Raw genomic sequence first — 22,967 nt, forward strand, 5'->3', positions numbered from 1 at the left:
CGGAATTGACTATGGCTTCGCAGCAGTTCTACGGCACCGGCCGTCGCAAGTCCTCCACCGCGCGCGTGTTCCTGCGCAACGGCGGCGGTCAGATCTCTGTCAATGGTCGCCCGCTGGAGGAGTTCTTCGGCCGCGAGACCTCCCGGATGATCGTCCGTCAGCCGCTTGAGCTGACCGAGATGACCGAGAAGTTCGACATCAAGGTCACGGTCGAGGGCGGTGGCAACACCGGCCAGGCCGGCGCCATCCGCCTGGGCATCTCCCGCGCGCTGGTGGAGTACGACGAAAACCTGAAGACGGACCTGCGTCGCGCCGGCTTCATGACCCGCGATGCCCGCGAGGTCGAGCGCAAGAAGGTCGGTCTCCACAAGGCCCGCCGCGCCACCCAGTTCTCGAAGCGCTGATCGCGCTTCTCCGCGCCACGCCGGTCAGAGACCGTGGCGCGTAGGGACACCATTAGGGGAATCGTCTAATGGTAGGACAACGGACTCTGACTCCGTCAATCTAGGTTCGAATCCTAGTTCCCCTGCCACATTGAAAAACCCCGCCATTGGCGGGGTTTTTTTTGTGCTGCCGCTTTGCAGTCCTGCCGGGCGGCGGGGGCGCCCGGCTCCGGCTAGCGGCGCTCGTTGCGCGCGCCGTCGTCGGGCAGGCTCTCGCCCTTGGCACAGGCTTCGCCGGCCTTGCGGCCGCACATGCCGCAGTCGCCCGTCACGCCGACCGAGCCCAGGCCGCCACAGGAACCCTGCACCGGCTTGCGGCCCATCATCACGCCGATGGTCATGCCGGCGAACAGCAGTCCCACCAGGACGATCGCGGCCAGGAAAGTCATCAACATCAGTTGCCGAACTCCTCGAGATAGGGGGCGAAGGCCGGCGTCATCCGTTCCTGGACGCCGTCTTCAGTATTCACCAACCACAGTACCGCCAGGCCCCGCTCGCGGGCAAATGCCATGCCTTCCTCTTCGTTCAGCACCGTGAGCACCGTGGCCAGGCCGTCCGCCATCGCGCAGCGTTCGTGCAGCACCGTGACCGAGACGATGTCGTGGGTGATCGGCCAGCCCGTGCGCGGATCGATGGTGTGCGAGTAGGTGCGGCCCTGGTCGCGGAAATAGTTGCGGTAGCTCCCCGACGTGGCCAGCGCCATGTCGCCGGGTTCGATGACGCTGTGGATCGCGCGCTCACCCGGCTGCGGCCGCTCCACCGCAATCCGCCAGCCCCGGCCGTCGGGCCGGGTGCCGAGGGTGCGCAGGTCTCCACCGATATCGACGACGAACCCGGAGACGCCACGCGCGACGAGGTGGTCGGCGATGCGGTCGACCGCGTGGCCCTTCGCGATCGCGGAAAAGTCGAGGTACATGCCCCCTGTCTGTTCCAGCACGCCCTCGACCGCGTCGTAGTGCAGCTTTTCCCAGCCGATGCGGGCCCGCGCGGCGGCGATATCGTCCCCGGCCGGCGGTTCGCTGCGATCGCCCTCCGGTCCGAAGCCCCACAGGTTCACCAGCGGGCCCACGGTGGGGTCGAAAGCGCCGCCCGAATCCTCGGCCAGGGCCAGCGAATCGAGCAGCACGATGTCGAAGTCATGGGGCAGTTCGAAGCGGGTGCCCGCTTCGGCACGGTTGAAGCGGGAGATCAGCGCATCCTCGCGGTAGGTGCTCATCTCGGCATTGATCGTTTCAAGGATCGCCTCGATCTCGCCGCGCAGCTCCCGGACGTCTACCTGTTCGGGGGGGGGAGGCGAGGCGCACCGACCAGGTGGTGCCCATCGTCGGACCACCCAGCGTGATGGGCTCGGGCGGCCGGCTGCAGGCCGCCACCAGCAAAACGACAAGGCCGGCGAGGAGGCCGGCCCTGTGGGCAATGCGGATGCGCGGCACGTCAGCCACCGAAATCATCGAGCAGGATGTTCTCCGGCTCCACGCCGAGGTCTTCCAGCATCCGGATCACCGCGGCGTTCATCATCGGTGGACCGCACAGGTAGTACTCGCAGTCCTCCGGTGCGGGATGGTCCTTGAGGTAGTTCTCGTAGGCCACCTTGTGGATGAATCCGGTATAGCCCTCCCAGTTGTCCTCCGGCTGCGGGTCGGACAAGGCCAGGTGCCACTCGAAGTTGTCGTGCTGCTCGGCCAGTTCGTCGAAGTCTTCGACGTAGAAGGCCTCGCGCAGCGAACGCGCGCCGTACCAGAAGGTGATCTTGCGCTTGGAGTTCAGGCGACGCAGCTGGTCGAAGATGTGCGATCGCAGCGGTGCCATGCCGGCGCCACCACCGATGAAGACCATCTCCGCCTCAGTGTCCTTGGCGAAGAACTCGCCGAACGGCCCGAACACCGTGACCTTGTCGCCGGGCTTGAGGTTGAAGACGTAGCTGGAGACGACGCCGGGCGGCACGTTCTGGGTCTTGGGCGGCGGCGCGGCGATGCGGATGTTGAACTTCAGGACACCCTTTTCCTCGGGGTAGTTCGCCATCGAGTAGGCGCGGATCGTCTCCTCCGCATCGTTCTTCAATTCCAGGTTGAACATCTTGAAGTGGTCCCAGTCCCCGCGGTACTCCTCGGGAATGTCGAAGTCGCTGAACTTCGCATGGAACTTGGGCACCTCGATCTGCATGAAGCCACCGGCGCGGAAGTCGACGTCCACGCCCTCGGGCAGCTTCAACACCAGCTCCTTGATGAAGGTGGCGACGTTCTCGTTGGACACCACGGTGCACTCGAGCTTCTTGACCCCGAAGAACTCCTCGGGCACCTCGATCTTCATGTCCTGCTTGACCGAGACCTGGCACGACAGGCGCCAGCCTTCGCGGATCTCCCGGCGCGAGAGCTTCTCCGCCTCGGTCGGCAGCGCGTCGCCACCGCCCTCGAGCACGACGCACTTGCACTGGCCGCAGGTGCCGCCGCCGCCGCAGGCCGAGGACAGGAACACGCCCTGCTCGGCGAGCGCGCCGAGCAGCTTGCGGCCACCCGTCGTCTCGATGCGCTTCTCGGGGTCGTCGTTGACGTCGATGGTGATCTTGCCGGTGCTCACCAGCTTGGAGCGCGCGAACAGGATGACCAGCACCAGCACCAGCACGGTGACGGTGAACATGCCCACGCCGAACAGGATCTCGAAGGCCATTACAGCTGCACTCCGGCGAAGGACATGAAGCCCAGCGACATCAGGCCGACCACGACGAAGACGATTCCGAGGCCCTTGAGGCCTTCCGGCACGTCGGAATACTTGAGCTTCTCGCGGATCGCGGCCAGCAACACGATGGCCAGGGCCCAGCCGACGCCGGCACCGACGCCGAACACCACCGACTCACCGAAGTCGTAGTGGCGCTCGACCATGAACAGGCTGGCGCCGAGGATCGCGCAGTTCACCGTGATCAGCGGCAGGAAGATGCCCAGCGCGTTGTAGAGCGCTGGAACGTACTTGTCCAGGACCATCTCCAGGATCTGCACCAGCGCGGCGATGATGCCGATGTAGCTGAGCAGGCCGAGGAAGCGCAGGTCGAGCTGCTGCAGCGCCGGGATGCCGGTCCAGGCCAGCGCACCCTCGTCGAGCAGGTTGTGCAGCACCAGGTTGTTCAGTGGCACGGTCAGCGCCAGCACGACGGTGACGGCGATGCCCAGGCCGAGCGCGGTCATGACCTTCTTGGAGATCGCCAGGAAGGTGCACATTCCCAGGAAGAAGGCGAGGGCCATGTTCTCGACGAACACGGCGCGTATGAAAAGGCTGAGGTAATGTTCGAACACGTGGCGCTCCCGGCCTCAGAATGCTTCGCTGGTGCGTGAATTGGGCTTGATGACGAACTCGTCGGGCTCGACCTGTTCGGTGCGCCATACGCGCAGCACCCAGATGAAGCCGCCGATCAGGAAGAACGCGCTGGGCGGCAGCAGCATCAGGCCGTTGGGCAGGTACCAGCCGCCTTCGGTCGTGGTCTGCAGCACCTGCCAGCCGAGGATGCTGCCCGAGCCGAACAGCTCGCGGCAGAAGCCCACGAACACCAGCACCACCGAGTAGCCGATCGCGTTGCCCAGGCCGTCCAGCGCCGAGAGCACCGGCGGCTGCTGCATCGCGAACGCTCGGCACGACCCATGACGATGCAGTTGGTGATGATCAGGCCGACGAACACCGACAGCTCGCGGCTGAGCTGGTAGGCGTAGGCCTGCAGCACCTGGTCGACCACGATCACCAGCGAGGTGATGATCGTCATCTGCACGATGATGCGGATGTTCGACGGGATCACCCGCCGGATCGTGGACACGAACAGGTTCGAGAACGTGATGACGAAGGCCACGGCCAGGCACATCGTCAGCGTCGTATCGAGCTTGGTCGTGATCGCCAGCGCCGAACAGATGCCGAGGATCTGCAGCGCGATCGGGTTGTTGCTGAAGATCGGCTCGAACAGTACGTCTTTTTTCGTGAGCGTTGCCATATTCGTCTCCTCAGCCCTGTCCCGCCTGATCGAACTCACCGGCGTCGATGCGGTCGCGCAACTGGTCCAGGAAGGGGCCGAAGCCCTCCTCGCCCATCCAGAAGCGCATCAGGTTGTTGACCCCGCGAGCGGTCAGCGTGGCCCCCGAGAGGCCGTCGATCTGGTGGTCCGAACCCGCTGGCGCCTGGCCCTTGAGCACCTCGATGGCCAGGTTGCCGCCCTCGTCGAAGAGTTCCTTGCCTTCCCAGCTCGCCAGCCAGCGCGGGTTCTCGATTTCGCCTCCCAGGCCCGGCGTCTCGCCGTGCTCGTAGAAGCGCAGGCCGGAAATCGTGTCCAGGTCGCGCTCCAGGGCGATGAATCCGTACATCGTCGACCACAGTCCGTAGCCGTGGACGGGAAGGACCACGCTTTGCAGTCGCCCGTCCTCGCCCCGCGCCAGGTAGACCTCGGCCACCAGGGCCTGGCGGCGGATGCCGGCCGGGTCATGCTCCAGCGCGCGGCTTTGTTCCGGGTCGCGCGATGCCTGCTGCTGGTCGTAGCTCTGGTCGCGTTCGACGAACTCGCCGGTTTGCAGATCGACGAAGCGGCGCTCGATGCGCTCGAACACGGCCGACACATCGGTGCCGGGCTCGTACATTCCGGCGGTCTGCAGGATATTCACCTGCCGGAACTGCATCCGGTTGGCCTCCTGCGCCGGGCGCAGCGTGACGGCGGCCGTGGAGACCACCACCGCACACACAAGGCAGACACCGAAGGCCACCCTCAGGGTATTGCCGATCGATTCGTTAACCGCCATGGCTGCCCTCCCGCAGGCGCCGCATGCGCCGGCCGATGTTGGCGCGCATCACGAAGAAGTCGATCAGGGGCGCGCACAGGTTTCCGAACAGGATCGCCAGCATGACGCCTTCCGGGAATGCCGGATTGACGACCCGGATCAGCACCACCATCACGCCGATCAAGATGCCGAAGATCCACTTGCCGGTATTGGTCATCGAGGCCGAGACCGGGTCGGTGGCCATGTAGACCATACCGAATGCGAAGCCGCCCAGTGTGAGGTGCCAGTACCAGGGCATCGCGAACATCGGGTTGGTCTCGCTGCCGACCCAGTTGAACAGCGTCGCCAGCGCGGCCATGCCCAGCAGCATCGACAGCATGATGCGCCACGACGCGATCTTGGTGACCAGCAGCACGAAGGCGCCCAGCGCGATCATCAGCGTGGAGGTCTCGCCGATCGAGCCCTGGATGCCGCCCAGGGCGGTCTGCATCCAGGTCAGGTCCATCTGCTGCCCGATCGCGGCATTGGCCGTCAGGCCGACGCTGTAGTCCAGGCCGCCATCGGCGGCGAGCGCCAGCGCGGTGGCACCGGTGAAGTTGTCCACCGCCGTCCACACGTCGCCCGACAGCTGCGCCGGATAGGCAAAGAACAGGAACGCGCGGCCGACCAGGGCCGGGTTGAGGAAGTTCTTGCCGGTGCCGCCGAAGATCTCCTTGCCGACCACGACGCCGAACGAGATGCCAAGGAACACCTGCCACAGCGGGATCGTGGGCGGCAGGATCAGCGTGAACAGGATGCCGGTGACGAAGAAGCCCTCGTTCACCTCGTGCCCGCGCTTCCACGCGAACAGGCCTTCCCAGATGAACCCGCCGATGTACACCACGATGAAGATCGGGATGTAGTACACGGCGCCATGAAGGAAATTGGACCACCACGAGGCGGGGTCGAACCCGGCCCACTGCGCGACCAGGTCGGTGCGCCAGCCGGGGATCGCGCTGTAGCCGAAGTCGGCGATCTGCAGGTTGGCCTGGTAGCCGACGTTGACCATGCCGAAGATCAGCGCCGGCAACGCCGCGAACCACACCGTCATCATGACCCGCTTGAGGTCGATGCCGTCGCGCACGTGCGCGGTGGTCTTGGTCGTGTCCGACGGGCTGTAGAGCATCGTGTCGAACATTTCGTAGAACACGTAGAAACGTTCGAAGCGGCCGCCCTTGTGGAAGTGCGGCGAAATGCGTGAGTCGATGAAGGCGCGCAGTCCCACCTCAGCCCTCCTTCTCGATGCGGTCGAGGTTGTCGCGCAGGATCGGGCCGTACTCGTACTTGCCCACGCACACGTAGGTGCACAGCGCGAGGTCTTCCTCGACCAGCTCCAGCGCGCCCAGCGCCTGGGCCATCTCGGTGTCGCCCACCACCAGCGAGCGCAGCAGCTGGGTCGGCAGGATGTCCAGCGGCATCACGGTTTCGTACTGGCCCAGCGGCACCATCGCGCGTTCACTTCCGTTGGTGGTGGTGGTGAAACCGAAGCGCTTCCACGGCATCAGCTTCGACAGGTAGATGTTGAGCACCGAGTGGCGCTCCAGTCCCGGGGACAGGTAGCCGAACATCGGGCGGTCGTTGCCCTCGCGCAGCACGCTGACCTGGTTGGCCAGCCGTCCGAGGTAGCCGGTCGGGCCCTCGGCCTGGTGTCCGTTGAACACCGAGCCGGAAATGATGCGGTTCTCGCCGCCCTTCATCTGGCCGGCGGTGAGCTCGTCGAGGCAGGCACCGACGCGGGTGCGCAGCAGCCGTGGCTGCTCGACCTGCGGGCCGGCCAGTGCGACCACGCGGTCGCTGTACAGGCGGCCGGTCCTGAACAGGTGGCCGACCGCGATGACGTCCTGGTAGCCCATCACCCAGGCCGTGCGCTTGGCGTCTACCGGCGACAGGAAATGGATGTGGGTGCTGGGGTTGCCGGCGGGGTGCGGCCCGGCGAAGGCCTCCTCGCGGATGCGGCCCCTGGCGAAGGAGGGTAGCTCGGAGCCGTCGGCCCGGCAGACCCAGACCGTGCCGTCGGTCAGGTGGCCGAGCACCTCCAGGCCGTCGCGGAACGCATCGAGCTGATCGCCGATGACCACGTCCGGATCGGGGGCCAGCGGCTGCGTGTCGATGGCCGGAACGAAGATCGCGTGCGGGGCGCTGCCCGGTGCCGGCACCTTGCCGAACGGGCGCGTGCGCAGCGCGGTCCACTCTCCGGATTCCACCAGCAGCGCCTGCACCTTGTCGCGATCGAGGCCGGAGAGGCCGTCGACGCGGTTTTCGAAGCTCTGCTCGGCGTCGCCGTCGATCTCGATGACCACGGACTGCATGAAACGCTTCCGGCCACGGTTGACCGCCGTGACGGTGCCGGCTGCCGGCGCGGTATAGCGCACGCCGGGCGTCTTCTTGTCCTCGAAGATGAGCTGGCCGCGGCTGACCCGGTCACCCGGCTTCACGTGCAGGGTGGGGCGCATGCCGGGATAGTCGGCGCCAAGAGTGGCCACGGAGCGAACCCGGGGGCCGTCAGTGATCTCCTGGCGCGGCGCGCCGTCGATCGGAAGGTCGAGACCCCGCTTGATCCTGATCATGGTCCAGCCAGCAACTCCCCTGAAGGTGGTTCGGATACGGGAACGGAAAACTTCGTGACTTTATCATGAAGGCCGCGGACCCCGTGAGGTCGGATCGCGCGCCGGGCGCCCCGGGCTCCGGCCGCGACGACCCGGCCGAAAGGGGTATGCTGATGGCCACTGCTGTTGCTGGAGGGAAGGCATCGATGGAGACCATTCTTCACACCGTGCTGCAGGAAAAGGAGGCCTTGATGGCCGAGCGGGGCAGCGTGCTCTACCGGGTCTCGCCCGAGGATTCGATCGGCGAGGCCGTGCGCCTGATGAACGAGGCGAACGTCGGCTGCGTCCTGGTCATGGAGGGTGAGCAGCTGGTCGGGATCTTCAGCGAGCGCGACGTCATGCGCCTGTTCACCGAGAACGAGCCCGGCCTGACCGACCGACCGGTCAGGGACCGCATGACCAGCAAGCCGATCACGGTGCCGCCGTCGCTGAGCGTCGAGAAGGCCCTGCTGGAGTGCACCGACCGGCGCGTGCGCCATCTGCCGGTGGTCGAGGAGGGCCAGCTGCTGGGGCTGCTGTCGATCGGCGACCTGGTGCGCTTCGTGGTCAAGGACAAGGAAGGCGTCATTTCCGAGCTGATGGACTACATCCACGGTCCGTGAGCAGGGGCTGCGCTTGAGCATTTCCGGGCTCCCCCCCGACGAGGGGCGGGCATTGCGCGACGCGCTGGGGGACTGGGCCACCGGTGTCGCCGTCGCGACCACGCTCGACCCGGCCGGGCAACCGGTCGGCATGACGGTCAACAGCTTCGCGGCGGTTTCGCTGCAGCCACCGCTGGTGCTGTGGAGTGCCCGCCACGGGGTGCCGCCGTTCGACGCCTTCGAGTTGGCCGACCATTTCGCGATCCATGTGCTGTCGGACCGGCAGCAACCGCTGTCGGACCGCTTCGCCCGGGTCGGGGGCGACAAGTTCGCCGGCCTGGACTGGCAGCCCGGACACGCCGGCCTGCCACTGCTCGATGGCGCGCTGGCGCGCTTCCAGTGCCGGGTCGCCCACCGCTACCCCGGGGGCGACCACCTGATCCTGGTCGGCGAGGTGCTCGACATCGCGCGTGGCGCGGGTGCGCCATTGCTGTTCCAGGGCGGCGCCTACCGCACGCTCGCCCGCTGAGCCACGCGGCCCGGCACCCGTCGCCGGGCCTCAGCCCTGGCGGACGTTGGCCCCGACGATCACCACGTCGGCCGCGCGCGCGGCGAACAGGCCGACGCAGACCACGCCGGCCAGCTGGTTGAGCTCGCGCTCCAGCGCCACCGGGTCGGTGATCGACCAGTTGTGCACGTCCAGGATCACGTTGCCGTTGTCGGTGGTGAACCCGTCGCGCCACACGGGTTGACCGCCGCGGGCGACGATCTCGCGTGCCACGTAGCTGCGCGCCATCGGGATCACCTCGATCGGCAGCGGGAAGCGGCCCAGGACGTCGACCTCCTTGCTCGGGTCGACGATGCACACGAAGCGCCTGCTGGCCGCGGCGATGATCTTCTCGCGCGTCAGCGCGCCGCCGCCGCCCTTGATCAGCCGGCCATGCGGGTCGCACTCGTCGGCACCGTCCACGTACAGCGGCAGGGTGCCGGCATGGTTGAGGTCGAACACCTCGATTCCCGCCTTCTCGAGAAGGCGCGTGCTCTGTTCGGAGCTCGAGACCGCCCCCTTGATGCGCGACTTCATGTCCGCCAGGCCCTCGATGAAGAAGGCGACGGTCGAACCGGTGCCGACACCCACGATGCTGCCGTCCTCGACGAACTCCAGCGCCTTGAGCGCGGAGAGCCGCTTGCCTTCGTTGCGGGGGTCTTGGCTCATCGTTTGCTCCTCTTGGATTTTGGCTTGAGCGCCAGGATGCGCTTGTAGTGGCGCTCGGCCACCGGCATGACCGACAGGCGGTTGCCCCGGCGTACCAGCGCGAACTCATCGAGCTCGTCGGCGATCGACTTGATCTCCTCCAGTGAAACCACGTCGTCGAACTTCTCCACGAAGCTCACGTCGACCATCATCCAGCGCGGTTCCTCCCGCGTGGCCTTCGGGTCGTGGTAGTCGCTCCTGGGGTCGAACTGGGTCGGGTCGGGGTAGGCCGTGGAGGCCACCTCGGCGATGCCCGCCACCCCGGGCACCTTGGTGTTGGAGTGGTAGAAGAGGATCCGGTCACCCGGCTTCATGCCGTCGCGCATGAAATTGCGCGCCTGGTAGTTGCGCACGCCCGTCCACGGCTCGGTGCCGACGCGCTCGAGGTCGTGGATCGAGAACTCGTCGGGTTCGGACTTCATCAGCCAGTAACGCATGCACTCACTCCAGCCGCCGCGCGGCGCGCAGTCGATCAGTTCGGATTCGGTGGCCACCAGGTCCATCGGCACGTCCCAGGCCTGGGCCTGGATCGCATCGAGCTCCTGCATCGCGTAGCCCACGCCGACCAGCAGGGGCGGGGCGGGTGCGTGCTTGCGGAAGGCGAAGCTGCGGTCGTAGTAGCCGCCGCCGGTGCCCAGGCGATGCCCGGCACGGTCGAAGCCGACCAATGGCGCCAGCACGACACCCATGTCCTCGGGGGCCAGGCAGGACGACGGGGCCAGGTCGGGCTCGGGAATGCCGAAGCGGTTCGCGACCAGCGCGTCGCCCGCCCGCCAGGGTGCGAACAGCAGCCGCTTGCCGTCCACCAGTCGGGGCAGGCACCACACCACGCCGTCGGCCAGGCGCGGCATCACCGCGTGCAGCGGTATCTCGCCGTCCATCGCCCAGTAGCCCGCCACGTGGCCGCGGCGGGAGAGTTCGGGAAGCGCGGCCAGTTGCCGGGCCAGTCCTTCGGCGGCGGCGATGCGCTCGCGTGCGCCCAGGGCCTGCCGGGCGGCCTTCAACTCGCGGCGCATGGCACTCCCGCGCTGACCAGGGAAAAAGAAAGCATCCTCCGCCTTTACCGATGCCTACGAAACGACCTTGATCCCGAGGATCAGGTGGGGGCGTCGATCCTCGCGTCAGGCTTTCCGCTCGGTGGCGGACATGCACACGGCGATGGACTTCAACCCCCGGGGTCGTATTAAGGGACAAGGCGAATGTTAGCGTACGCTGTCGCGTAAGGCAGAGGACGCAGGGGAAGTATAGCGTCGGGGCCTTGATGCAAGGTGAAGCAGGTCGCCCGCGGACCCGGGTTCAGCGTGCGGATTCCGACTCCAGGAGGCCGTCGAGCTTGCGATTGAGCTCGGCCAGGCCGCGACGCAACTCGCGGTCGCGCTCGCCGTCCGTGCTGCGGTTGTCCAGCAGCTCGGAAGCCAGGTTCAGGGCGGCCAGCACGGCGATGCGGTCGATCCCGGCCATGCGGTTGTTGCCTCGGATCTCGCGCATGCGCGCGTCCAGCAGCTTCGCTGCCGCAAGCAGGCCGTCGCGCTCCTCCGGCGGGCAGCCCACCAGGTATTCACGGTCCAGGATGCGGACGCTGACCGGCTCGCTCACGCGTTGTGCTCCATCGACTTGAGGCGGTTGATCATCGCCTCCACCCGCGAGCGGGCCTGTTCGTTCTTGGCCAGCAGCTGGGCGCGCTCGACCATCAGCTGCTCCTGGCTGTGGCGAAGGCTGCGGTTCTCGTCGCCAAGTCGACGGCACAGGGCCACCAGGCGCTCGATGCGCTCGGTCAGGGCCTGCAATTGCTCGATGCTGTCGTCGTTCATGGCTGGCGCTGAAGATAGGCCCGTCCCACGGGCCGGTCAACAACCGGCTGGGTCGCTGCGGGGTTGGCGTTCATGGCATCACCTCGGGAACGATGGATGGCTGCCAGGTGCGCATGAACGCCAGGCAGTGGTGGCTGTCGAGCGGCGGCGAGAGCCAGTAGCCCTGGATCTCGTCGCAGCCCTGTTCGCGCAGGTAGTCCATCTGGGCCTGGGTCTCCACGCCCTCGGCGACCACATTGAGGCCCAGTGAATGCGCCATCGTGATGACGGTGGCGGTGATCGCCTCGTCGTCGGGGTCGCGGGTCAGGTCGCCGACGAACTCCTTGTCGATCTTCAGCGTGTCGATCGGCAGGCGCTTGAGGTAGACGAGCGAGGAGTAGCCGGTGCCGAAATCGTCGATCGCGATCGACACGCCGATGTCGCGCAGGTGGTTAAGCACCGCGGTGGTCTGCTCGGCATTGGCCATGACCATGCTTTCGGTGACCTCCAGCTCGATGCGCTCGGCGGGCACGTCGGCCTCGATGAGCACCCGCTCCAGCACTTCGGGCAGGTTGCCACGCAGCAGTTGCAGCACCGACACATTCACCGCCATCGCCACGTCCACCAGGCCATTGCGGCGCCAGCGGCGCAGGGTCAGGCAGGCTTCGCGCAGCACCCATTCACCGATCTTGAGGATCAGGCCGGTTTCCTCGGCCAGCGGGATGAACACATCCGGCGGCACCTCGCCGATGTCGGCGCTGTGCCAGCGCAGCAGCGCCTCCACGCCGGTGATCTTTCCATCGGTCAACGACAGGCGCGGCTGGTAGAGCAGGCGGAACTCGCCGCGGTCGAGCGCACGGCGCAGCGCGGCAGCCATCAGCGCCCGCTTGCGCGTCTCCGCGTCCATCTCCTCGGTGTAGATCTGGAACGTGTTGCGGCCGATCGACTTGGCCTGGTACATCGCGGTGTCGGCGAACTTCAACAGGTCGGTCGGCACCAGCGCGTGGTCGGGGTAGAGGCTGATGCCGATTGACGGGCTGATCGTCACGTCATGGCGGTCATCGATATCCAGCGGCTCGGCGAACGCGGCGAGGATCTCGCGCGCGACCCGGTCGACCATCGCCAGGCTGTCGACGTCCTCAAGGACGACGGTGAACTCGTCGCCACTCAGGCGCGCCACGGTGTCCTGCGAGCTCACCGTCGCCAGCAGGCGCGAGGCCGTGGCCTTTAGGATGCGATCGCCGGCGGCGTGGCCCAGCGAGTCGTTGATGTCCTTGAACCGGTCCAGGTCGAGGAAGAGCACGGCCACGCGGGTGTCCTGCCGGCGCGCCCGCACGATCGCCCGCGCCAGCCGCTCCGACAGCAGCGCGCGGTTGGGCAGGCCGGTCAGCGTGTCGTAGTTGGCGAGGTAGCGCAGCTCCTGCTCGGCGCGCTTCTTGTCGGTCACGTCGGTCACGACGATGACGAAATGGCTGCGCTCGCCGAATTCGTCGCGCACTTCGGAGCATTCCAGCCAGCCCAGGAACTCCTCGCCGTCCTTTCTCTTCTGCCACATCTCGCCGGCCCAGTGGCCCGTGTCGAGCATGATCCGGCGCACCTTGTCGTAGAACGTGCCGTCATGCTGGGCGCTGTCGAGCAGGCTGGCATCCGCCCCGGTGACCTCCTCGGCCGCATAGCCGGTGATGCGCGAGAAGGCCGGATTGACGGAGACGAACTTGAAGTCGAGGTCGACGACGCCGACCGCCTCGGCCATCGAACGGATGACCTCGCTGGCGATGCGGCGGTCGTGTTCGGCATCACGGCGTGCGGTGATGTCGTGCGCGGTCCCGGCGATGCGCAACGGATGCCCTTCGGCGTCGCGCTCGACCACCTTGCCGCGCGAGCGAACCCACAGCCAGCCACCCTCGGCGCTGCGGATGCGGTGCTCGGACTCGAAGGCCTCGCTCTCGCCGAGGATGTGGTCCTGGAGGATCTTCTGCACCCGGGGCAGGTCGTCGGCGTGGATCGCCTGGCTGCGCCATGCATTGGTCGACAACGGCGAGGTGCCGCCCCAGCTGAACAACTGCTCCCCGCCCATGCGGTAGATCGTGTTGTCGCTGATGCTCCAGTCCCAGAACTCGTCGCCGGAGCCCCACAGCGCCAGCTTCAGGCGCTCGTCGCGCTCGCGGATCTCGGCCAGCAGCACCTTCTCCTGCCGCCGCCGGTGCCGCACCAGCTGCCAAGCGCCCCAGCCAGCCAGGCCCAGCAACAACAGGTAGATGATCTGTGCCGCCGGCGTCGCCCACCATGGGGGCATCACCCGCAGCGGGAGCTGCAGGGAATGCGGACTCCAGACGCCGTCACGGTTCGTGGCCTCGGCTACGAAGCGGTAGTCGCCACGGCGCAGGTTGGTGTAGGTGGCCTCGGCCGCCCGGATGTCTCGATCCAGTCGTCGTCGAAGCCCTCCAGGCGGTAGCGGTAGCGCACGGCCCCGGGCGAGGCGAAGTCCAACGCGCCGAACTGCAGCCGCAGCATGCGCGCCTGCAAGGGCAGTTCCAGGCGATCCGGCGGCACCAGCCCGACCACGTTCTCCGCGGCGCTGCCAAAGCGCGCACCCAGCAGCCGCACCTCGGGCAGGTAGTCGCTGTCCTGCAGGCCGGTCGGGTCGAACAGGTTCAGGCCCCGGATTCCGCCCAGCATCACCCGGCCGTCGTCGAGCAGCAGTTGCGCCCCGCCATTGAACTCAAGGTCCTGCAGGCCATCGCGCATGTCGAACTGCCGGAAGCGCCGGGTCTGCGGATCGAAGGACAGGATGCCTTCGTTGGTGCCCAGCCACAGCACGCCGTCTTCATCCTCCACGAGGTTGAAGACGGTGAATCCACGCTCGTCGTCGCCATCGATGCGGACGAACCGCTCGAAGCCCGGGCTGCCGTCATCGCGCTGGTAGAGGCGGTTGAGGCCGCTGTGCGTGCCGACCCAGAGCGTGCCGTCCCGGGCCTGCAGCAGCGCCCGTACCCGGTCGCCGGAGAGGCTGGCCGGGTCGCCGGGCTCGTTGGCCAGGCGCATCACGTGGCCCGAGCCGGGCTCGAGCAGGTTCAGGCCCGCGTTGGTGCAGACCCAGACCCGGCCGTCATCCAGCTCGAGCACGCAGTGCACGAGGTCGTCGCTGAGCGAGTACGGGTCGGTGGGATCATGCCGGAACTGGCGCACTCGATCGCTTTCGGGGTCAAAGTGCAGGAGGCCGGCAGTGGAGGTGCCGATCCACAGCCCGCCGTCGGCGGCGGGATCGGCGCGCCGCAGGGCGGGCATGCCGCCGCCCGCGCCATCGAACGCCAATTCGACCCGGCGCGCCGAGCGCTCGGGCACGTCGAGGTGGAACAGGCCCTGGTGGGCACTGACCCACAGGTGCTCGTCGCCATCGGGCACCAGGCCCAGCACACGCAGCGCCTGCTGGTCGTAGGGCGGGTCGAGCTGCGAGACGATCGGGGCGCTGAAGTCTTCGAACTCGCCGGTGTCCAGCGTCACGCGCTTGAGGCCGTCGCTGTCGGTGCCCACCCACACCTGCTCCGGGGCGGCCTGCAGCAGTACCCGGGCGCTGTTGCCGTAGACCCAGGTGCGCTGTGTATCCAGGTCGGCGAGGTAGTGGAAGCGTGCGCCGTCCGGGTCGGCCACCGACGTGCCTCGGATCTGGCCGCCGGCCCACAACAGGCCGCTGCGGTCGATCAGCAGGGCATTGATGACATCCTCCGGCAGCGACGCCGGGATGCCCGGGACTTCCTCCACATGGCGGGTCTGCCCGCTGCCGGGGTCCAGCCGGACCAGGCCGTTCCCGGGAAAGCTCAGCCACAGCCGGCCGCGCCTGTCTTCGACCATCGCGCGAAGCGCCAGCCCGGGTTCCCGCCCCAGGCGGTCGCGATGGCGATAGACCAGTTCGTGGCGGCCGTCGGCATCGAGTCGATACAGGGCATCGCCTCCCAGCCACACCGTGCCGTCAGCCGACACCAGCAGGGAGGCCCCGCCAGGTGCCCCGGCCACGCGCTGTGGTTCGCCGCCGCCGGGGAGGCGGTACAGGCCGGCGGTCGTCGCCACCCAGCCATCCCCGTCGGCATCGAACACGATGTCGCGCGCCGTCTCGCCGGGTGCAAGCTCCAGCACGGCGCTGCCCACGTCGGAGCCGTCGTCGAAGCGCTCCACCCCGGCATGGCTGGCCACCCACACGGCCCCGTCGTGGTGCCGAAGGGCACGCACGTACTGGTGGCGCTCGTCATGCGCGAAGGCGGTGCTCGGCATGCGGAGGGCCGTGCCGGTGGCCAGGTCGAGGCGGGCGAGGTGGCCGGTGTTGGTGCCAACCCACAGTTCGCCCTCGCGCCCTTCCGCCAGGGCAGTGACGAAGCTGTCGGGCAGGCTTCCGGGGTCGTCGGACAGGTGGCGGAAAAGGCGCACGCCCTGGCCGTCGTAGCGGTGCAGGCCGCCCTGGGTGCCGATCCACACGTATCCGTCGCGATCCTGGATCATCGCGGTCACGGTGTTCTGCAGCAGTCCGCGTTCCACGGCCAGCGGCTCGAAATAGAAGTCGCGGCGTGCGGAGTCCGCGGTCGGAGACGCGCACGCGAGCACTGCGCCAACCGACAGCGTCCAGAACCAGCTTGCCCGCCCCCGTCCCGATGCTGCAATGCTCGCGGCTGTCACCGCTAGGCGCTCCGATGGGACTCGTATGATGCGGTCAGTGTAGGCACGGCCATAGCAGGCCCACAAGCCTGAGGAGTGGCGTCGGTTGCTACAATTCCGACCCCAGACTCGAAAGAGGCGAACCCGGTGAGTGATGTTCACGGCCAGATCCAGGATCTTCCAGCCCACGAGGCGGTAGCCGAGGACGTGCGGCGCAAGGGGCTGGGCGTCGATGCCAGCGAGTTGCATGGGCTGCTGGCCGGCTACGTGTGTGGCGGCGGGCAAGTGACCGGGAGCGACTGGCTGGGTACGGTGATGCTGGACGAGCAGGCCCCGCGGCCGGCAGAGGGCGAGGCGCTCGACACGGTGTTCAAGGCGACGACGGGTCAGCTTGCGGACGCGGATTTCGGCTTCGCCCTGCTGTTGCCCCACGAGTCGCAGTCGCTGGAACAGCGCGCGGCCGGCCTGCTGGGCTGGTGCCGCGGGTTCCTGGGTGGCTTCGGCCTCGCGGCCGGCGCCAAGCCACCGCTGTCGGAGGAGTCCGCCGAGGCGCTGGAGGACTTGGGCAAGATCGCCGGCTCCCAGCTCAGCTACGACGACCCGGAGGGCGATGAGCAGGCGCTCGAGGAAGTGGCCGAGTTCGTCCGGGTCGCCGCGCTGCTGCTGCATGGCGACTGCGTGCTGGGTCCGGCCCGGCGCCGTCGCCTGCATTGAATCTGCGCATGGCCACCCGTCCCCAGCGTCCCCCGGCCCCGATCCGTGGCAGCGAGTTCGCCCGCCGGCGGCGCCAGCTCATGCGCATGGCCGGGGACGACGCGATCATGGTGCTGCCCGCCGCGCCGGAGCGGGTGCGCAGCAACGACACGTTCCACCCGTACCGCCAGGACAGCGATTTCTGGTACCTCTCCGGCTTCCCCGAACCCGAGGCGGTGCTGGTGCTGGTGCCGGGTCGCGAGCACGGCGAAAGCCTCCTGTTCTGCCGCGAGCGCGACCCGGAGCGCGAACTGTGGGATGGCGTGCGCGCCGGCACCGAGGGGGCGGTCGCCGACTTCGGCATGGACGACGCCTACCCCTACGAGGACCTCGACGACATCCTGCCGGGCCTGCTCGAGGGGCGCGGCAAGGTCTACTACCACTTCGGCCGCGACGTCGAGTTCGACCTCAAGCTGATCGGCTGGGTCAAGCGCGTGCGCGAGCAGGTGCGGCGCGGTGCCGAGCCGCCGCACGAGTTCCTCGAACTGGGGCACCTGCTGCACGAATCACGCTTGTTCAAGAGCGCCGCGGAGCTGCGCCAGATGCGCCATGCCGCTGCCGTGTCGGCACGCGCACACATCGCGGCCATGCGCGCGGTGCGGCCGGGCATGCACGAGTACGAGCTCGAGGCCGAGTTGCAGTACGAGTTCCGGCGCCACGGCGGGCGCGCGGCCTACGCGCCGATCGTCGGTGCCGGTGCGAACGCCTGCATCCTGCACCATGTCGACAACGACGGCGATCCGCGACGGCGACCTCGTGCTCATCGATGCCGGTGTCGAGCACCAGGGCTATGCGGCAGACATCAGCCGCACGTTCCCGGCCAACGGCGCTTCGGCCGCGAGCAGCGCCAGCTGCACGACCTGGTCTGCCAGGCCCAGCGTGCGGCGCTGGAGCATGCCGTGCCGGGTGCGCCATGGATCGCCACGCACGAGGCGGCGGTGACCACGCTGACCGAGGGCCTGCTGCGGCTGGGCCTGCTCAAGGGCAAGCTGGAGAAGCACCTCAAGGACGGCAGCTACCGGCGCTTCTACATGCACAAGACCGGCCATTGGCTGGGCCTGGACGTGCACGATGTCGGTGACTACCGCATCGACGGCGAGTACCGCGAGCTCGAGCCCGGCATGGTCTTCACGGTGGAACCGGGCCTGTACATCGCTCCGGGCAGCCCGGGCGTGGCGGCGAAGTGGCAGGGCATCGGCATCCGCATCGAGGACGACGTGGTGGTCACCGCGGACGGGCACGAAGTGCTCAGCGACGGCGTGCCCCGGGATGCCGAGGCGATCGAGGCGCTGATGGCCGGGGACGACGCGCGCTGAGGGTGCCGTGGGTGCCGGCGCATCCGCCGGCGTCGCCTACATGTCGTGCTTGTTGAGCTCGAAACCGCGTGAGAGGTACTCGCGCCAACGCGCGCGCAGCGGTTCGCGCGCCGACGGGTCGGCCGGCACCACCTCGAGTACCCGCTCGTAGCTGCCCGGCGCCACTTCGTCGCGCAGGTTGAGCACCAGCGGGCGCGAGGCGGCATCCACGTCCGGCGGCACGATCAGCACCGCGGCCTCCTCCTCGTCCTCTTCCATTCCCGCGATCTGGTGGGGAACGTAGGCGTTCTCGTCGAACGCCCACAACAGGTCGTCCAGCGCCTCGGCCTGGCCCGTGTCGCGGGCCAGCACCAACATCGGCTGGCCCGTGTCGCAGGCCTTGCGCGCCAGTTCGCACACCAGCCGCAACGGCTCCTCGCGGAAGCGCGGCTTGGAGATCAGGTAGAAATCCGCGCGCGGCATCGGCAGTCGCTTACTTCGCGCGCTCGCCCAGCCACTGGCTCAGCAGGCCGACCGGGCGACCGGTGGCCAGCCCCTTGCGACCCATCTCCCAGGCGCTGCCGGCGATGTCCAGGTGGGCCCAGCGCTGCCCCTCGGTGAAGCGCGAGAGGAAGCAGCCGGCGGTGACGGTGCCGGCCCAGCGGCCGCCGATGTTGGCCATGTCGGCGAAGCCCGAATCCAGCATCGGCTGGTACTCGTCCCACAGCGGCAGGCGCCAGGCGCGGTCGAAGACCTGCTCGCCGGCGGCCAGCAGCTCGTCGGCCAGGTCGTCGTGCTTGCTCATCAGGCCCGAGGCGTGCTGGCCCAGCGCCACCACGCAGGCGCCGGTCAGCGTCGCCACGTCGACGATCGCCTTGGGCTCGAACTTCTGCGCGTAGGTCAGTGCGTCGCACAGGATCAGCCGGCCCTCGGCATCGGTGTTGAGCACCTCGATGGTCTTGCCCGACATCGAAGTGATGACATCCGACGGCCGGTAGGCATCGCCGTCGCACATGTTCTCGACCGCGGCCACCACGGTGACCAGGTTGATCGGCAGCTTGCGCTTGACCGTGGCCAGGAACGCGCCCATCACGGTGGCGGCGCCGCACATGTCGAACTTCATCTCCTCCACGCCGCCGGCGACCTTCAGGTTGATGCCGCCGGAATCGAAGGTGATGCCCTTGCCGACCAGCACGTAGGGCTTGGCGTCGCCGGCGCCGGTGTAGCTGAGCACGACGATCTTCGGCGGGTTGGCCGAGCCGCGCGAAACCGCCAGCAGCGCGCCCATGCCCAGCTTCTCCATGTCCTCGCGCTCGAGCACCTCGCAGCTGACGCTGGGGTTCTCCGCCGCCAGGCGCTGGCCCTCCTCGCCGAGGAAGGTCGGGTTGCAGATGTTCGGCGGCAGGTTGCCCAGTTCGCGGGCGAAGGCCACGCCCAGCGCGATGCCGATGCCGTCGTCGAGTGCCGCCTGGTGGCTGGTTTCACCGAGCACGCTGACCTGCGCCAGCTTGGAGCCGTTGTTCTTGTCCGAACGCGTCGCGGTGTAGCGGTAGCTGGCGTGGTCGGCGGCGACCACCGCCTGGGTGATGGACCAGGCGGCGTCCTGGCCCTTCACCGCCACTTCGCCCAGCGTGAGCAGGGCCGATGTGGCTGCGGTCTGGCCGGCCACCTTGACCGATTCGATGACCGCCTTGCGGAAGGCGCCGGCATCGAATTTGGCCGCCTCGCCCAGGCCCACCACCAGTACCCGCGCGCTCTTCACGCCCGGCAGGCCGTGCAGCAGGCCGGTCTTGCCGATCTTGCCGCTGAGATCGCCCCCTTCGAGCAGCGCCGCGAGGCGTCCTTCGCTGGCCTCGTCGATCGCCCGGGCCGAGGGCGTCAGGGACTTGTCGGCGTAGGCGCCGACGATGACGAGGTCGTGGCTGGCCTGGGCGGGGGAAGACTGGTTCAGGTCGAATTCGAGGGGCATGGCTTGGTATTCCGTATCATTCACATGGCGTGCCATTCCGGCACGATCGATCCGCGGCGGCATTCGCGCTTCAAGCGCGGCCCGGGGGAAGCCAGGGGAGGGCCCATGGCGACCCGTGGCGCGCGGTACAACCTGCGGAGTCTAAAGCAAGCCGCCATGAGCTTCATGTCTGCAACCCGACTGGCCCGGATCGAGCGCTACCTGTGGCGCGAGTTCCTGGGCGCCTTCATCGCGACGTTCGTCGTGCTGATGCTGGTGAGCTTCGGCGGCATCGTGGTCGACCTGCTCAGCGAGATCAGCCGTGGCCACATGCCGGCCGGCCTGCTCGTCTCGCAGCTGGGCCTGCGCGTGGTGATCTTCGCCCCGCTGATCCTGCCCCTGGCGCTGTTCCTCGGCCTGCTGATCGGCATCGGGCGGCTGTACCGCGACTCGGAGATGGCGGTGCTGTTCTCGGTCGGCGTGGGGCCGCGCCAGCTGCTGCGGCCGGTCGCGCTGCTGGCCGTGCCGGTGGTGCTGGTCATCGCGCTGGTGTCGCTGTGGGCCGGGCCATTGGCGGAGCGCCGCTCGCAGGCGATGATCGCCGAAGCCAACCGCTCGCTGCTGGTGGCGGGGCTGGAGGCGGGGCGCTTCATCGAGATCCCGGGGGGTGGCGTGCTCTACGTCGGCGACCTCTCGGCGGACGGGACCCGTTTCGGGCGCATGTTCCTCCATTCCGAGGACGCCGACGGCTCGGTCAACGTGATCACCGCCCGCGAGGGCGAGCTCTTCTTCGACGGCGACCTCGACCGCTACATCCGGCTGGACGACGGTTTCCGCGTGGAAGGGATGCCCGGCGGTGCCGAGTTCCGGCTGATGCGTTTCCAGCGCAATGAGATCCAGGCGCCCGACCGGGCGCAGACGCTCGACGCCGACGACGTCCGGCTGGCGCCCAGCGGGGTGTTGCTGCGCAATCGCGACGCGGAGACGCGGGCCGAGCTGCACTGGCGGCTGGCCTCGCCGCTGCTGGCGGCCTTGCTGGCGATCGCGGCGATCCCGCTGGCTCGCACCGAACCCCGGCAGCCGCGCTACGGGCAACTGATGCTGGCCCTGCTGGGTTACCTGCTCTACACCAACCTGATGCTGATCGGACGTTCGTGGCTGGGCGACGGCCTGGTGCCCGCCTGGGCCGGGTTGTGGTGGGTGCACCTGCCGGTCCTGGCCCTGGTGTCGTGGCTGCTGATGAGCGATGGACGCCTGCCGCGGCCACGGGGGGGCGCGGGCATGAGGCGGGCGATCCGGATCTCCGACCTCTACATCGCCCGTGCCGTGGTCATCGGCGTGATGGCGGCGTGGGCGGTACTGCTGATGCTCGACGTGGTGCTGGCCTTTGCCGCGGAGCTGGGGCGCACCGGCGGGGGCTACACGGCGACCCATGCAGTGATCTACACGCTGTACTCGATCCCGAGGCGGCTGTATGCGTTGTTCCCGTCCGCGGCCGTGGTCGGTTCGCTGATCGGCCTGGGCGGCCTGGCGGCCACCTCGGAGCTCACCGCATTGCGGGCCGCGGGGCTGTCGCGGCTGCGCCTGTGCCTGGGTGCGGCCGCGGCGATCGCCGTGCTGACCGCCTCGATGGTGCTCGTCGGCGAAACCGCCGGCCCGATCGGAGAGCAGCGCGCCCAGGCCCTGTCCGCTTCGGCGCGTTCGGACGACATGATCATCGCCAGCTACTCGGGCATCTGGGTGCGCGAGGGCAGCGTGTTCATCAATGTCGGGCAGGGGCTGGCGCGGGGCAGTGGTGCCGATGCCTTCGTGGAACTGAGCAACCTGCGCATGTACGACTTCGACCCCGAGGGGCGGCTGCGCTCGGTCGCCGTCGCCGAGGCTGCCGAATACCGTGCCGAGGGCTGGATGCTCAGCGGCGTGCGCCGAACCCGGTTCGGCGAGCGTTCCGCGGAGCTCGAGGTGGTGGCCCAGGAGCGCTGGAACACCACGCTCGACGCGGAGGTGCTGGCGGCGAGCGTGGTCAGGCCGCGCTACATGACCACCGCGCAGCTGGGCTCGATGGTCGCCTACCTGCGCGCGAACGAATCCGACCCGGGCGAGTTCGCGGTGGCCTATTGGGCGCGCTGGTTCTATCCGGTCAACGTGCTGGCGCTGTGCTTGGCGGCGATGCCGTTCGCATTCGGGCAGTTGCGCTCGGGCGGTTTCGGCAAGCGCCTGTTCGCCGGCATCGTGTTCGGCCTGGCCTTCTTCCTGCTCGACCGCCTGGCCATCAACCTCGCGCAGGTCTATGGCATCGACCTGCGTGCCGCCCACCTGATCGCGCCGGTCAGCGTGCTGGGCGTGTCCTGGCTGCTGTTCTACCGAAGACGCTAGCCCGGCCCCGGCCTGGTCGGCTTGCCCGGCTTGGGGCGTTGCAGCACCCAGGTTCCTGCGGCGATGTCGTGCCAGCCCCGGCGTCGCCGGTCGACCAGGCACCACAGCAGCCCCAGCCCGGCGGCGGCCAGGCCCAGCGTGGCCACGGCGAAGCGAAGCCATAGCCGGCCCCAGCCCACCCGCTGGCCCTGCCCGTCGCGCACCTGCAGCCGCCATGGCCGCATGCCCAGGGTGTGGCCGCCGCCATGCCAGGAAACGACCGCGTAGGCACCGGTGGCCAGCCAGGTCGCCAGGAACGTGAGCGCGGCGGCCGGCGTGCCCGGTGCGATGCGCTCCCCGCCGTTCACCGCGTAGGCGGCGGCACTCACGGCGATCCAGATCGCCATGACCGGCAGGGCGTCGTAGGTCAGCGCCAACAGGCGCCAGCCCAGGTGGGCCGGTCGCGCGAGGAAGCCGGCAGGGGTCGGTGGCAGGGGTCGGTCGGTCATC

20 protein-coding genes, 1 tRNA gene, 1 other RNA gene and 5 pseudogenes are annotated in these 22,967 nt (G+C 68.4%); 8 read left to right on the forward strand and 19 right to left on the reverse strand.

The features are described 5' to 3' along the window. Positions 1 to 11 precede the first annotated feature (11 nt). Both rpsI and FU658_RS03905 read left to right on the forward strand, forming a co-directional pair. Positions 12 to 404 carry a 30S ribosomal protein S9 gene (gene rpsI / locus FU658_RS03900; protein WP_147890890.1) on the forward strand — a complete coding sequence of 131 codons (393 nt, stop codon included), beginning with the start codon at positions 12 to 14 and terminating at the stop codon, positions 402 to 404. Positions 405 to 458: 54 nt separating this feature from the next. After that, a tRNA-Gln gene (locus FU658_RS03905) sits at positions 459 to 532 on the forward strand. 84 nt (positions 533 to 616) lie between these two features. Here FU658_RS03905 and nqrM read toward each other — a convergent pair. The 8 genes and pseudogenes from nqrM to FU658_RS03945 form a co-directional block, all read right to left on the reverse strand. After that, positions 617 to 838: a (Na+)-NQR maturation NqrM gene (nqrM, locus tag FU658_RS03910; protein ID WP_147890891.1), complete on the reverse strand. Its 222-nt coding sequence runs from the start codon at positions 836 to 838 to the stop codon at positions 617 to 619. Continuing rightward, entirely contained in the window at positions 838 to 1,659 is an 822-nt protein-coding gene (locus FU658_RS03915) for an FAD:protein FMN transferase (protein ID WP_147890892.1), read from the reverse strand. The genes nqrM and FU658_RS03915 overlap by 1 nt, the downstream gene beginning before the upstream one ends. A gap of 218 nt (positions 1,660 to 1,877) precedes the next feature. Then, a complete protein-coding gene (gene nqrF / locus FU658_RS03920) occupies positions 1,878 to 3,110 on the reverse strand; it encodes an NADH:ubiquinone reductase (Na(+)-transporting) subunit F (protein ID WP_147890893.1) in 1,233 nt (410 codons plus the stop codon). Next, entirely contained in the window at positions 3,110 to 3,730 is a 621-nt protein-coding gene (nqrE, locus tag FU658_RS03925) for an NADH:ubiquinone reductase (Na(+)-transporting) subunit E (protein WP_147890894.1), read from the reverse strand. The genes nqrF and nqrE overlap by 1 nt, the downstream gene beginning before the upstream one ends. A 15-nt stretch (positions 3,731 to 3,745) precedes the next feature. Continuing rightward, positions 3,746 to 4,413 (reverse strand): annotated as a pseudogene (locus tag FU658_RS15935) (NADH:ubiquinone reductase (Na(+)-transporting) subunit D). Between the two features lie 10 nt (positions 4,414 to 4,423). After that, on the reverse strand, positions 4,424 to 5,209 hold the full coding sequence (locus FU658_RS03935; RefSeq protein ID WP_147890895.1) for a Na(+)-translocating NADH-quinone reductase subunit C: 786 nt from the start codon (positions 5,207 to 5,209) through the stop codon (positions 4,424 to 4,426). Then, positions 5,199 to 6,452, reverse strand: a complete 1,254-nt coding sequence (locus tag FU658_RS03940; RefSeq protein WP_147890896.1) for an NADH:ubiquinone reductase (Na(+)-transporting) subunit B — start codon at positions 6,450 to 6,452, stop codon at positions 5,199 to 5,201. The genes FU658_RS03935 and FU658_RS03940 overlap by 11 nt, the downstream gene beginning before the upstream one ends. Before the next feature lies 1 nt (position 6,453). Further along, complete coding sequence (locus FU658_RS03945; protein WP_147890897.1) at positions 6,454 to 7,794, reverse strand: Na(+)-translocating NADH-quinone reductase subunit A; 1,341 nt, start codon at positions 7,792 to 7,794, stop codon at positions 6,454 to 6,456. Between the two features lie 185 nt (positions 7,795 to 7,979). On the opposite strand from FU658_RS03945, the gene FU658_RS03950 reads away from it, so the two are divergent. Then, positions 7,980 to 8,435 carry a CBS domain-containing protein gene (locus tag FU658_RS03950; protein WP_187265902.1) on the forward strand — a complete coding sequence of 152 codons (456 nt, stop codon included), beginning with the start codon at positions 7,980 to 7,982 and terminating at the stop codon, positions 8,433 to 8,435. A gap of 13 nt (positions 8,436 to 8,448) precedes the next feature. Beyond that, positions 8,449 to 8,943, forward strand: coding sequence for a flavin reductase family protein (locus FU658_RS03955; protein ID WP_147890899.1), 495 nt, complete (start codon positions 8,449 to 8,451; stop codon positions 8,941 to 8,943). A 30-nt stretch (positions 8,944 to 8,973) separates the two neighbouring features. Here the strand turns inward: FU658_RS03955 and rpiA are convergent, their stop codons facing one another. From rpiA to FU658_RS03995, 8 genes and pseudogenes are all read right to left on the reverse strand, one after another. Next, on the reverse strand, positions 8,974 to 9,630 hold the full coding sequence (gene rpiA / locus FU658_RS03960; protein WP_147890900.1) for a ribose-5-phosphate isomerase RpiA: 657 nt from the start codon (positions 9,628 to 9,630) through the stop codon (positions 8,974 to 8,976). Beyond that, a complete protein-coding gene (locus FU658_RS03965) occupies positions 9,627 to 10,106 on the reverse strand; it encodes an EVE domain-containing protein (RefSeq protein ID WP_147891082.1) in 480 nt (159 codons plus the stop codon). The genes rpiA and FU658_RS03965 overlap by 4 nt, the downstream gene beginning before the upstream one ends. 57 nt (positions 10,107 to 10,163) lie before the next feature. Beyond that, positions 10,164 to 10,685 (reverse strand): annotated as a pseudogene (locus FU658_RS03970) (5-formyltetrahydrofolate cyclo-ligase); the annotation flags it as partial. Between the two features lie 31 nt (positions 10,686 to 10,716). Then, a non-coding RNA gene (gene ssrS / locus FU658_RS03975) (6S RNA) lies at positions 10,717 to 10,903 on the reverse strand. A gap of 62 nt (positions 10,904 to 10,965) precedes the next feature. Continuing rightward, positions 10,966 to 11,265 carry a cell division protein ZapA gene (locus tag FU658_RS03980; RefSeq protein WP_147890901.1) on the reverse strand — a complete coding sequence of 100 codons (300 nt, stop codon included), beginning with the start codon at positions 11,263 to 11,265 and terminating at the stop codon, positions 10,966 to 10,968. Further along, positions 11,262 to 11,480 (reverse strand): TIGR02449 family protein, encoded by a 219-nt coding sequence (locus tag FU658_RS03985; protein ID WP_147890902.1) that lies wholly within the window; start codon positions 11,478 to 11,480, stop codon positions 11,262 to 11,264. Before FU658_RS03985 ends, FU658_RS03980 begins: the two co-directional genes overlap by 4 nt. 70 nt (positions 11,481 to 11,550) lie before the next feature. Further along, positions 11,551 to 13,755, reverse strand: coding sequence for a putative bifunctional diguanylate cyclase/phosphodiesterase (locus tag FU658_RS03990; protein ID WP_147890903.1), 2,205 nt, complete (start codon positions 13,753 to 13,755; stop codon positions 11,551 to 11,553). 62 nt (positions 13,756 to 13,817) lie between these two features. After that, the gene (locus FU658_RS03995) at positions 13,818 to 16,055 is read right to left on the reverse strand and encodes a ligand-binding sensor domain-containing protein (RefSeq protein WP_187265903.1); all 2,238 of its coding nucleotides are present in this window, start codon (positions 16,053 to 16,055) and stop codon (positions 13,818 to 13,820) included. A gap of 198 nt (positions 16,056 to 16,253) precedes the next feature. On the opposite strand from FU658_RS03995, the gene FU658_RS04000 reads away from it, so the two are divergent. Both FU658_RS04000 and FU658_RS04005 read left to right on the forward strand, forming a co-directional pair. Continuing rightward, positions 16,254 to 16,820, forward strand: a complete 567-nt coding sequence (locus FU658_RS04000) for a UPF0149 family protein (RefSeq protein ID WP_255505399.1) — start codon at positions 16,254 to 16,256, stop codon at positions 16,818 to 16,820. 8 nt (positions 16,821 to 16,828) lie between these two features. Next, positions 16,829 to 18,175: pseudogene (locus FU658_RS04005) on the forward strand (aminopeptidase P N-terminal domain-containing protein). Between the two features lie 36 nt (positions 18,176 to 18,211). On the opposite strand, the gene FU658_RS04010 reads toward FU658_RS04005, so the two are convergent. Next, complete coding sequence (locus FU658_RS04010; RefSeq protein ID WP_147890905.1) at positions 18,212 to 18,637, reverse strand: DNA polymerase III subunit chi; 426 nt, start codon at positions 18,635 to 18,637, stop codon at positions 18,212 to 18,214. A gap of 10 nt (positions 18,638 to 18,647) precedes the next feature. After that, positions 18,648 to 20,123: a leucyl aminopeptidase gene (locus tag FU658_RS04015; RefSeq protein WP_147890906.1), complete on the reverse strand. Its 1,476-nt coding sequence runs from the start codon at positions 20,121 to 20,123 to the stop codon at positions 18,648 to 18,650. Positions 20,124 to 20,303: 180 nt separating this feature from the next. Between FU658_RS04015 and lptF the strand changes: the two are divergent. Both lptF and lptG read left to right on the forward strand, forming a co-directional pair. After that, a pseudogene (lptF, locus tag FU658_RS15045) lies at positions 20,304 to 21,380 on the forward strand (LPS export ABC transporter permease LptF); the annotation flags it as partial. Between the two features lie 36 nt (positions 21,381 to 21,416). Then, positions 21,417 to 22,478, forward strand: a pseudogene (lptG, locus tag FU658_RS15050) (LPS export ABC transporter permease LptG); the annotation flags it as partial. On the opposite strand, the gene FU658_RS04025 reads toward lptG, so the two are convergent. Next, positions 22,475 to 22,966, reverse strand: coding sequence for an RDD family protein (locus tag FU658_RS04025; RefSeq protein WP_147890907.1), 492 nt, complete (start codon positions 22,964 to 22,966; stop codon positions 22,475 to 22,477). The pseudogene lptG and the gene FU658_RS04025 sit on opposite strands and share 4 nt — an antisense overlap. Position 22,967: the final 1 nt, after the last annotated feature.

Origin of the sequence: Alkalisalibacterium limincola, assembly GCF_008017755.1 — a bacterium.
Classification (GTDB): Bacteria; Pseudomonadota; Gammaproteobacteria; order Xanthomonadales; family Xanthomonadaceae; genus Alkalisalibacterium; species Alkalisalibacterium limincola.

What these genes read in the sequence shown, in the direction of transcription:
- rpsI (WP_147890890.1), top strand. Translation starts at nt 12, where the DNA reads ATGGCTTCGCAGCAGTTCTACGGCACCGGCCGTCGCAAGTCCTCCACC.
- FU658_RS03950 (WP_187265902.1), top strand. Translation starts at nt 7,980, where the DNA reads ATGGAGACCATTCTTCACACCGTGCTGCAGGAAAAGGAGGCCTTGATG.
- FU658_RS04010 (WP_147890905.1), bottom strand. Translation starts at nt 18,637, where the DNA reads ATGCCGCGCGCGGATTTCTACCTGATCTCCAAGCCGCGCTTCCGCGAG.
- FU658_RS04015 (WP_147890906.1), bottom strand. Translation starts at nt 20,123, where the DNA reads ATGCCCCTCGAATTCGACCTGAACCAGTCTTCCCCCGCCCAGGCCAGC.
- FU658_RS03915 (WP_147890892.1), bottom strand. Translation starts at nt 1,659, where the DNA reads ATGAGCACCTACCGCGAGGATGCGCTGATCTCCCGCTTCAACCGTGCC.
- FU658_RS03935 (WP_147890895.1), bottom strand. Translation starts at nt 5,209, where the DNA reads ATGGCGGTTAACGAATCGATCGGCAATACCCTGAGGGTGGCCTTCGGT.
- nqrF (WP_147890893.1), bottom strand. Translation starts at nt 3,110, where the DNA reads ATGGCCTTCGAGATCCTGTTCGGCGTGGGCATGTTCACCGTCACCGTG.
- FU658_RS03945 (WP_147890897.1), bottom strand. Translation starts at nt 7,794, where the DNA reads ATGATCAGGATCAAGCGGGGTCTCGACCTTCCGATCGACGGCGCGCCG.
- FU658_RS04025 (WP_147890907.1), bottom strand. Translation starts at nt 22,966, where the DNA reads ATGACCGACCGACCCCTGCCACCGACCCCTGCCGGCTTCCTCGCGCGA.
- FU658_RS03985 (WP_147890902.1), bottom strand. Translation starts at nt 11,480, where the DNA reads ATGAACGACGACAGCATCGAGCAATTGCAGGCCCTGACCGAGCGCATC.
- FU658_RS03965 (WP_147891082.1), bottom strand. Translation starts at nt 10,106, where the DNA reads ATGCGTTACTGGCTGATGAAGTCCGAACCCGACGAGTTCTCGATCCAC.
- FU658_RS03990 (WP_147890903.1), bottom strand. Translation starts at nt 13,755, where the DNA reads ATGCCCCCATGGTGGGCGACGCCGGCGGCACAGATCATCTACCTGTTG.
- nqrM (WP_147890891.1), bottom strand. Translation starts at nt 838, where the DNA reads ATGTTGATGACTTTCCTGGCCGCGATCGTCCTGGTGGGACTGCTGTTC.
- rpiA (WP_147890900.1), bottom strand. Translation starts at nt 9,630, where the DNA reads ATGAGCCAAGACCCCCGCAACGAAGGCAAGCGGCTCTCCGCGCTCAAG.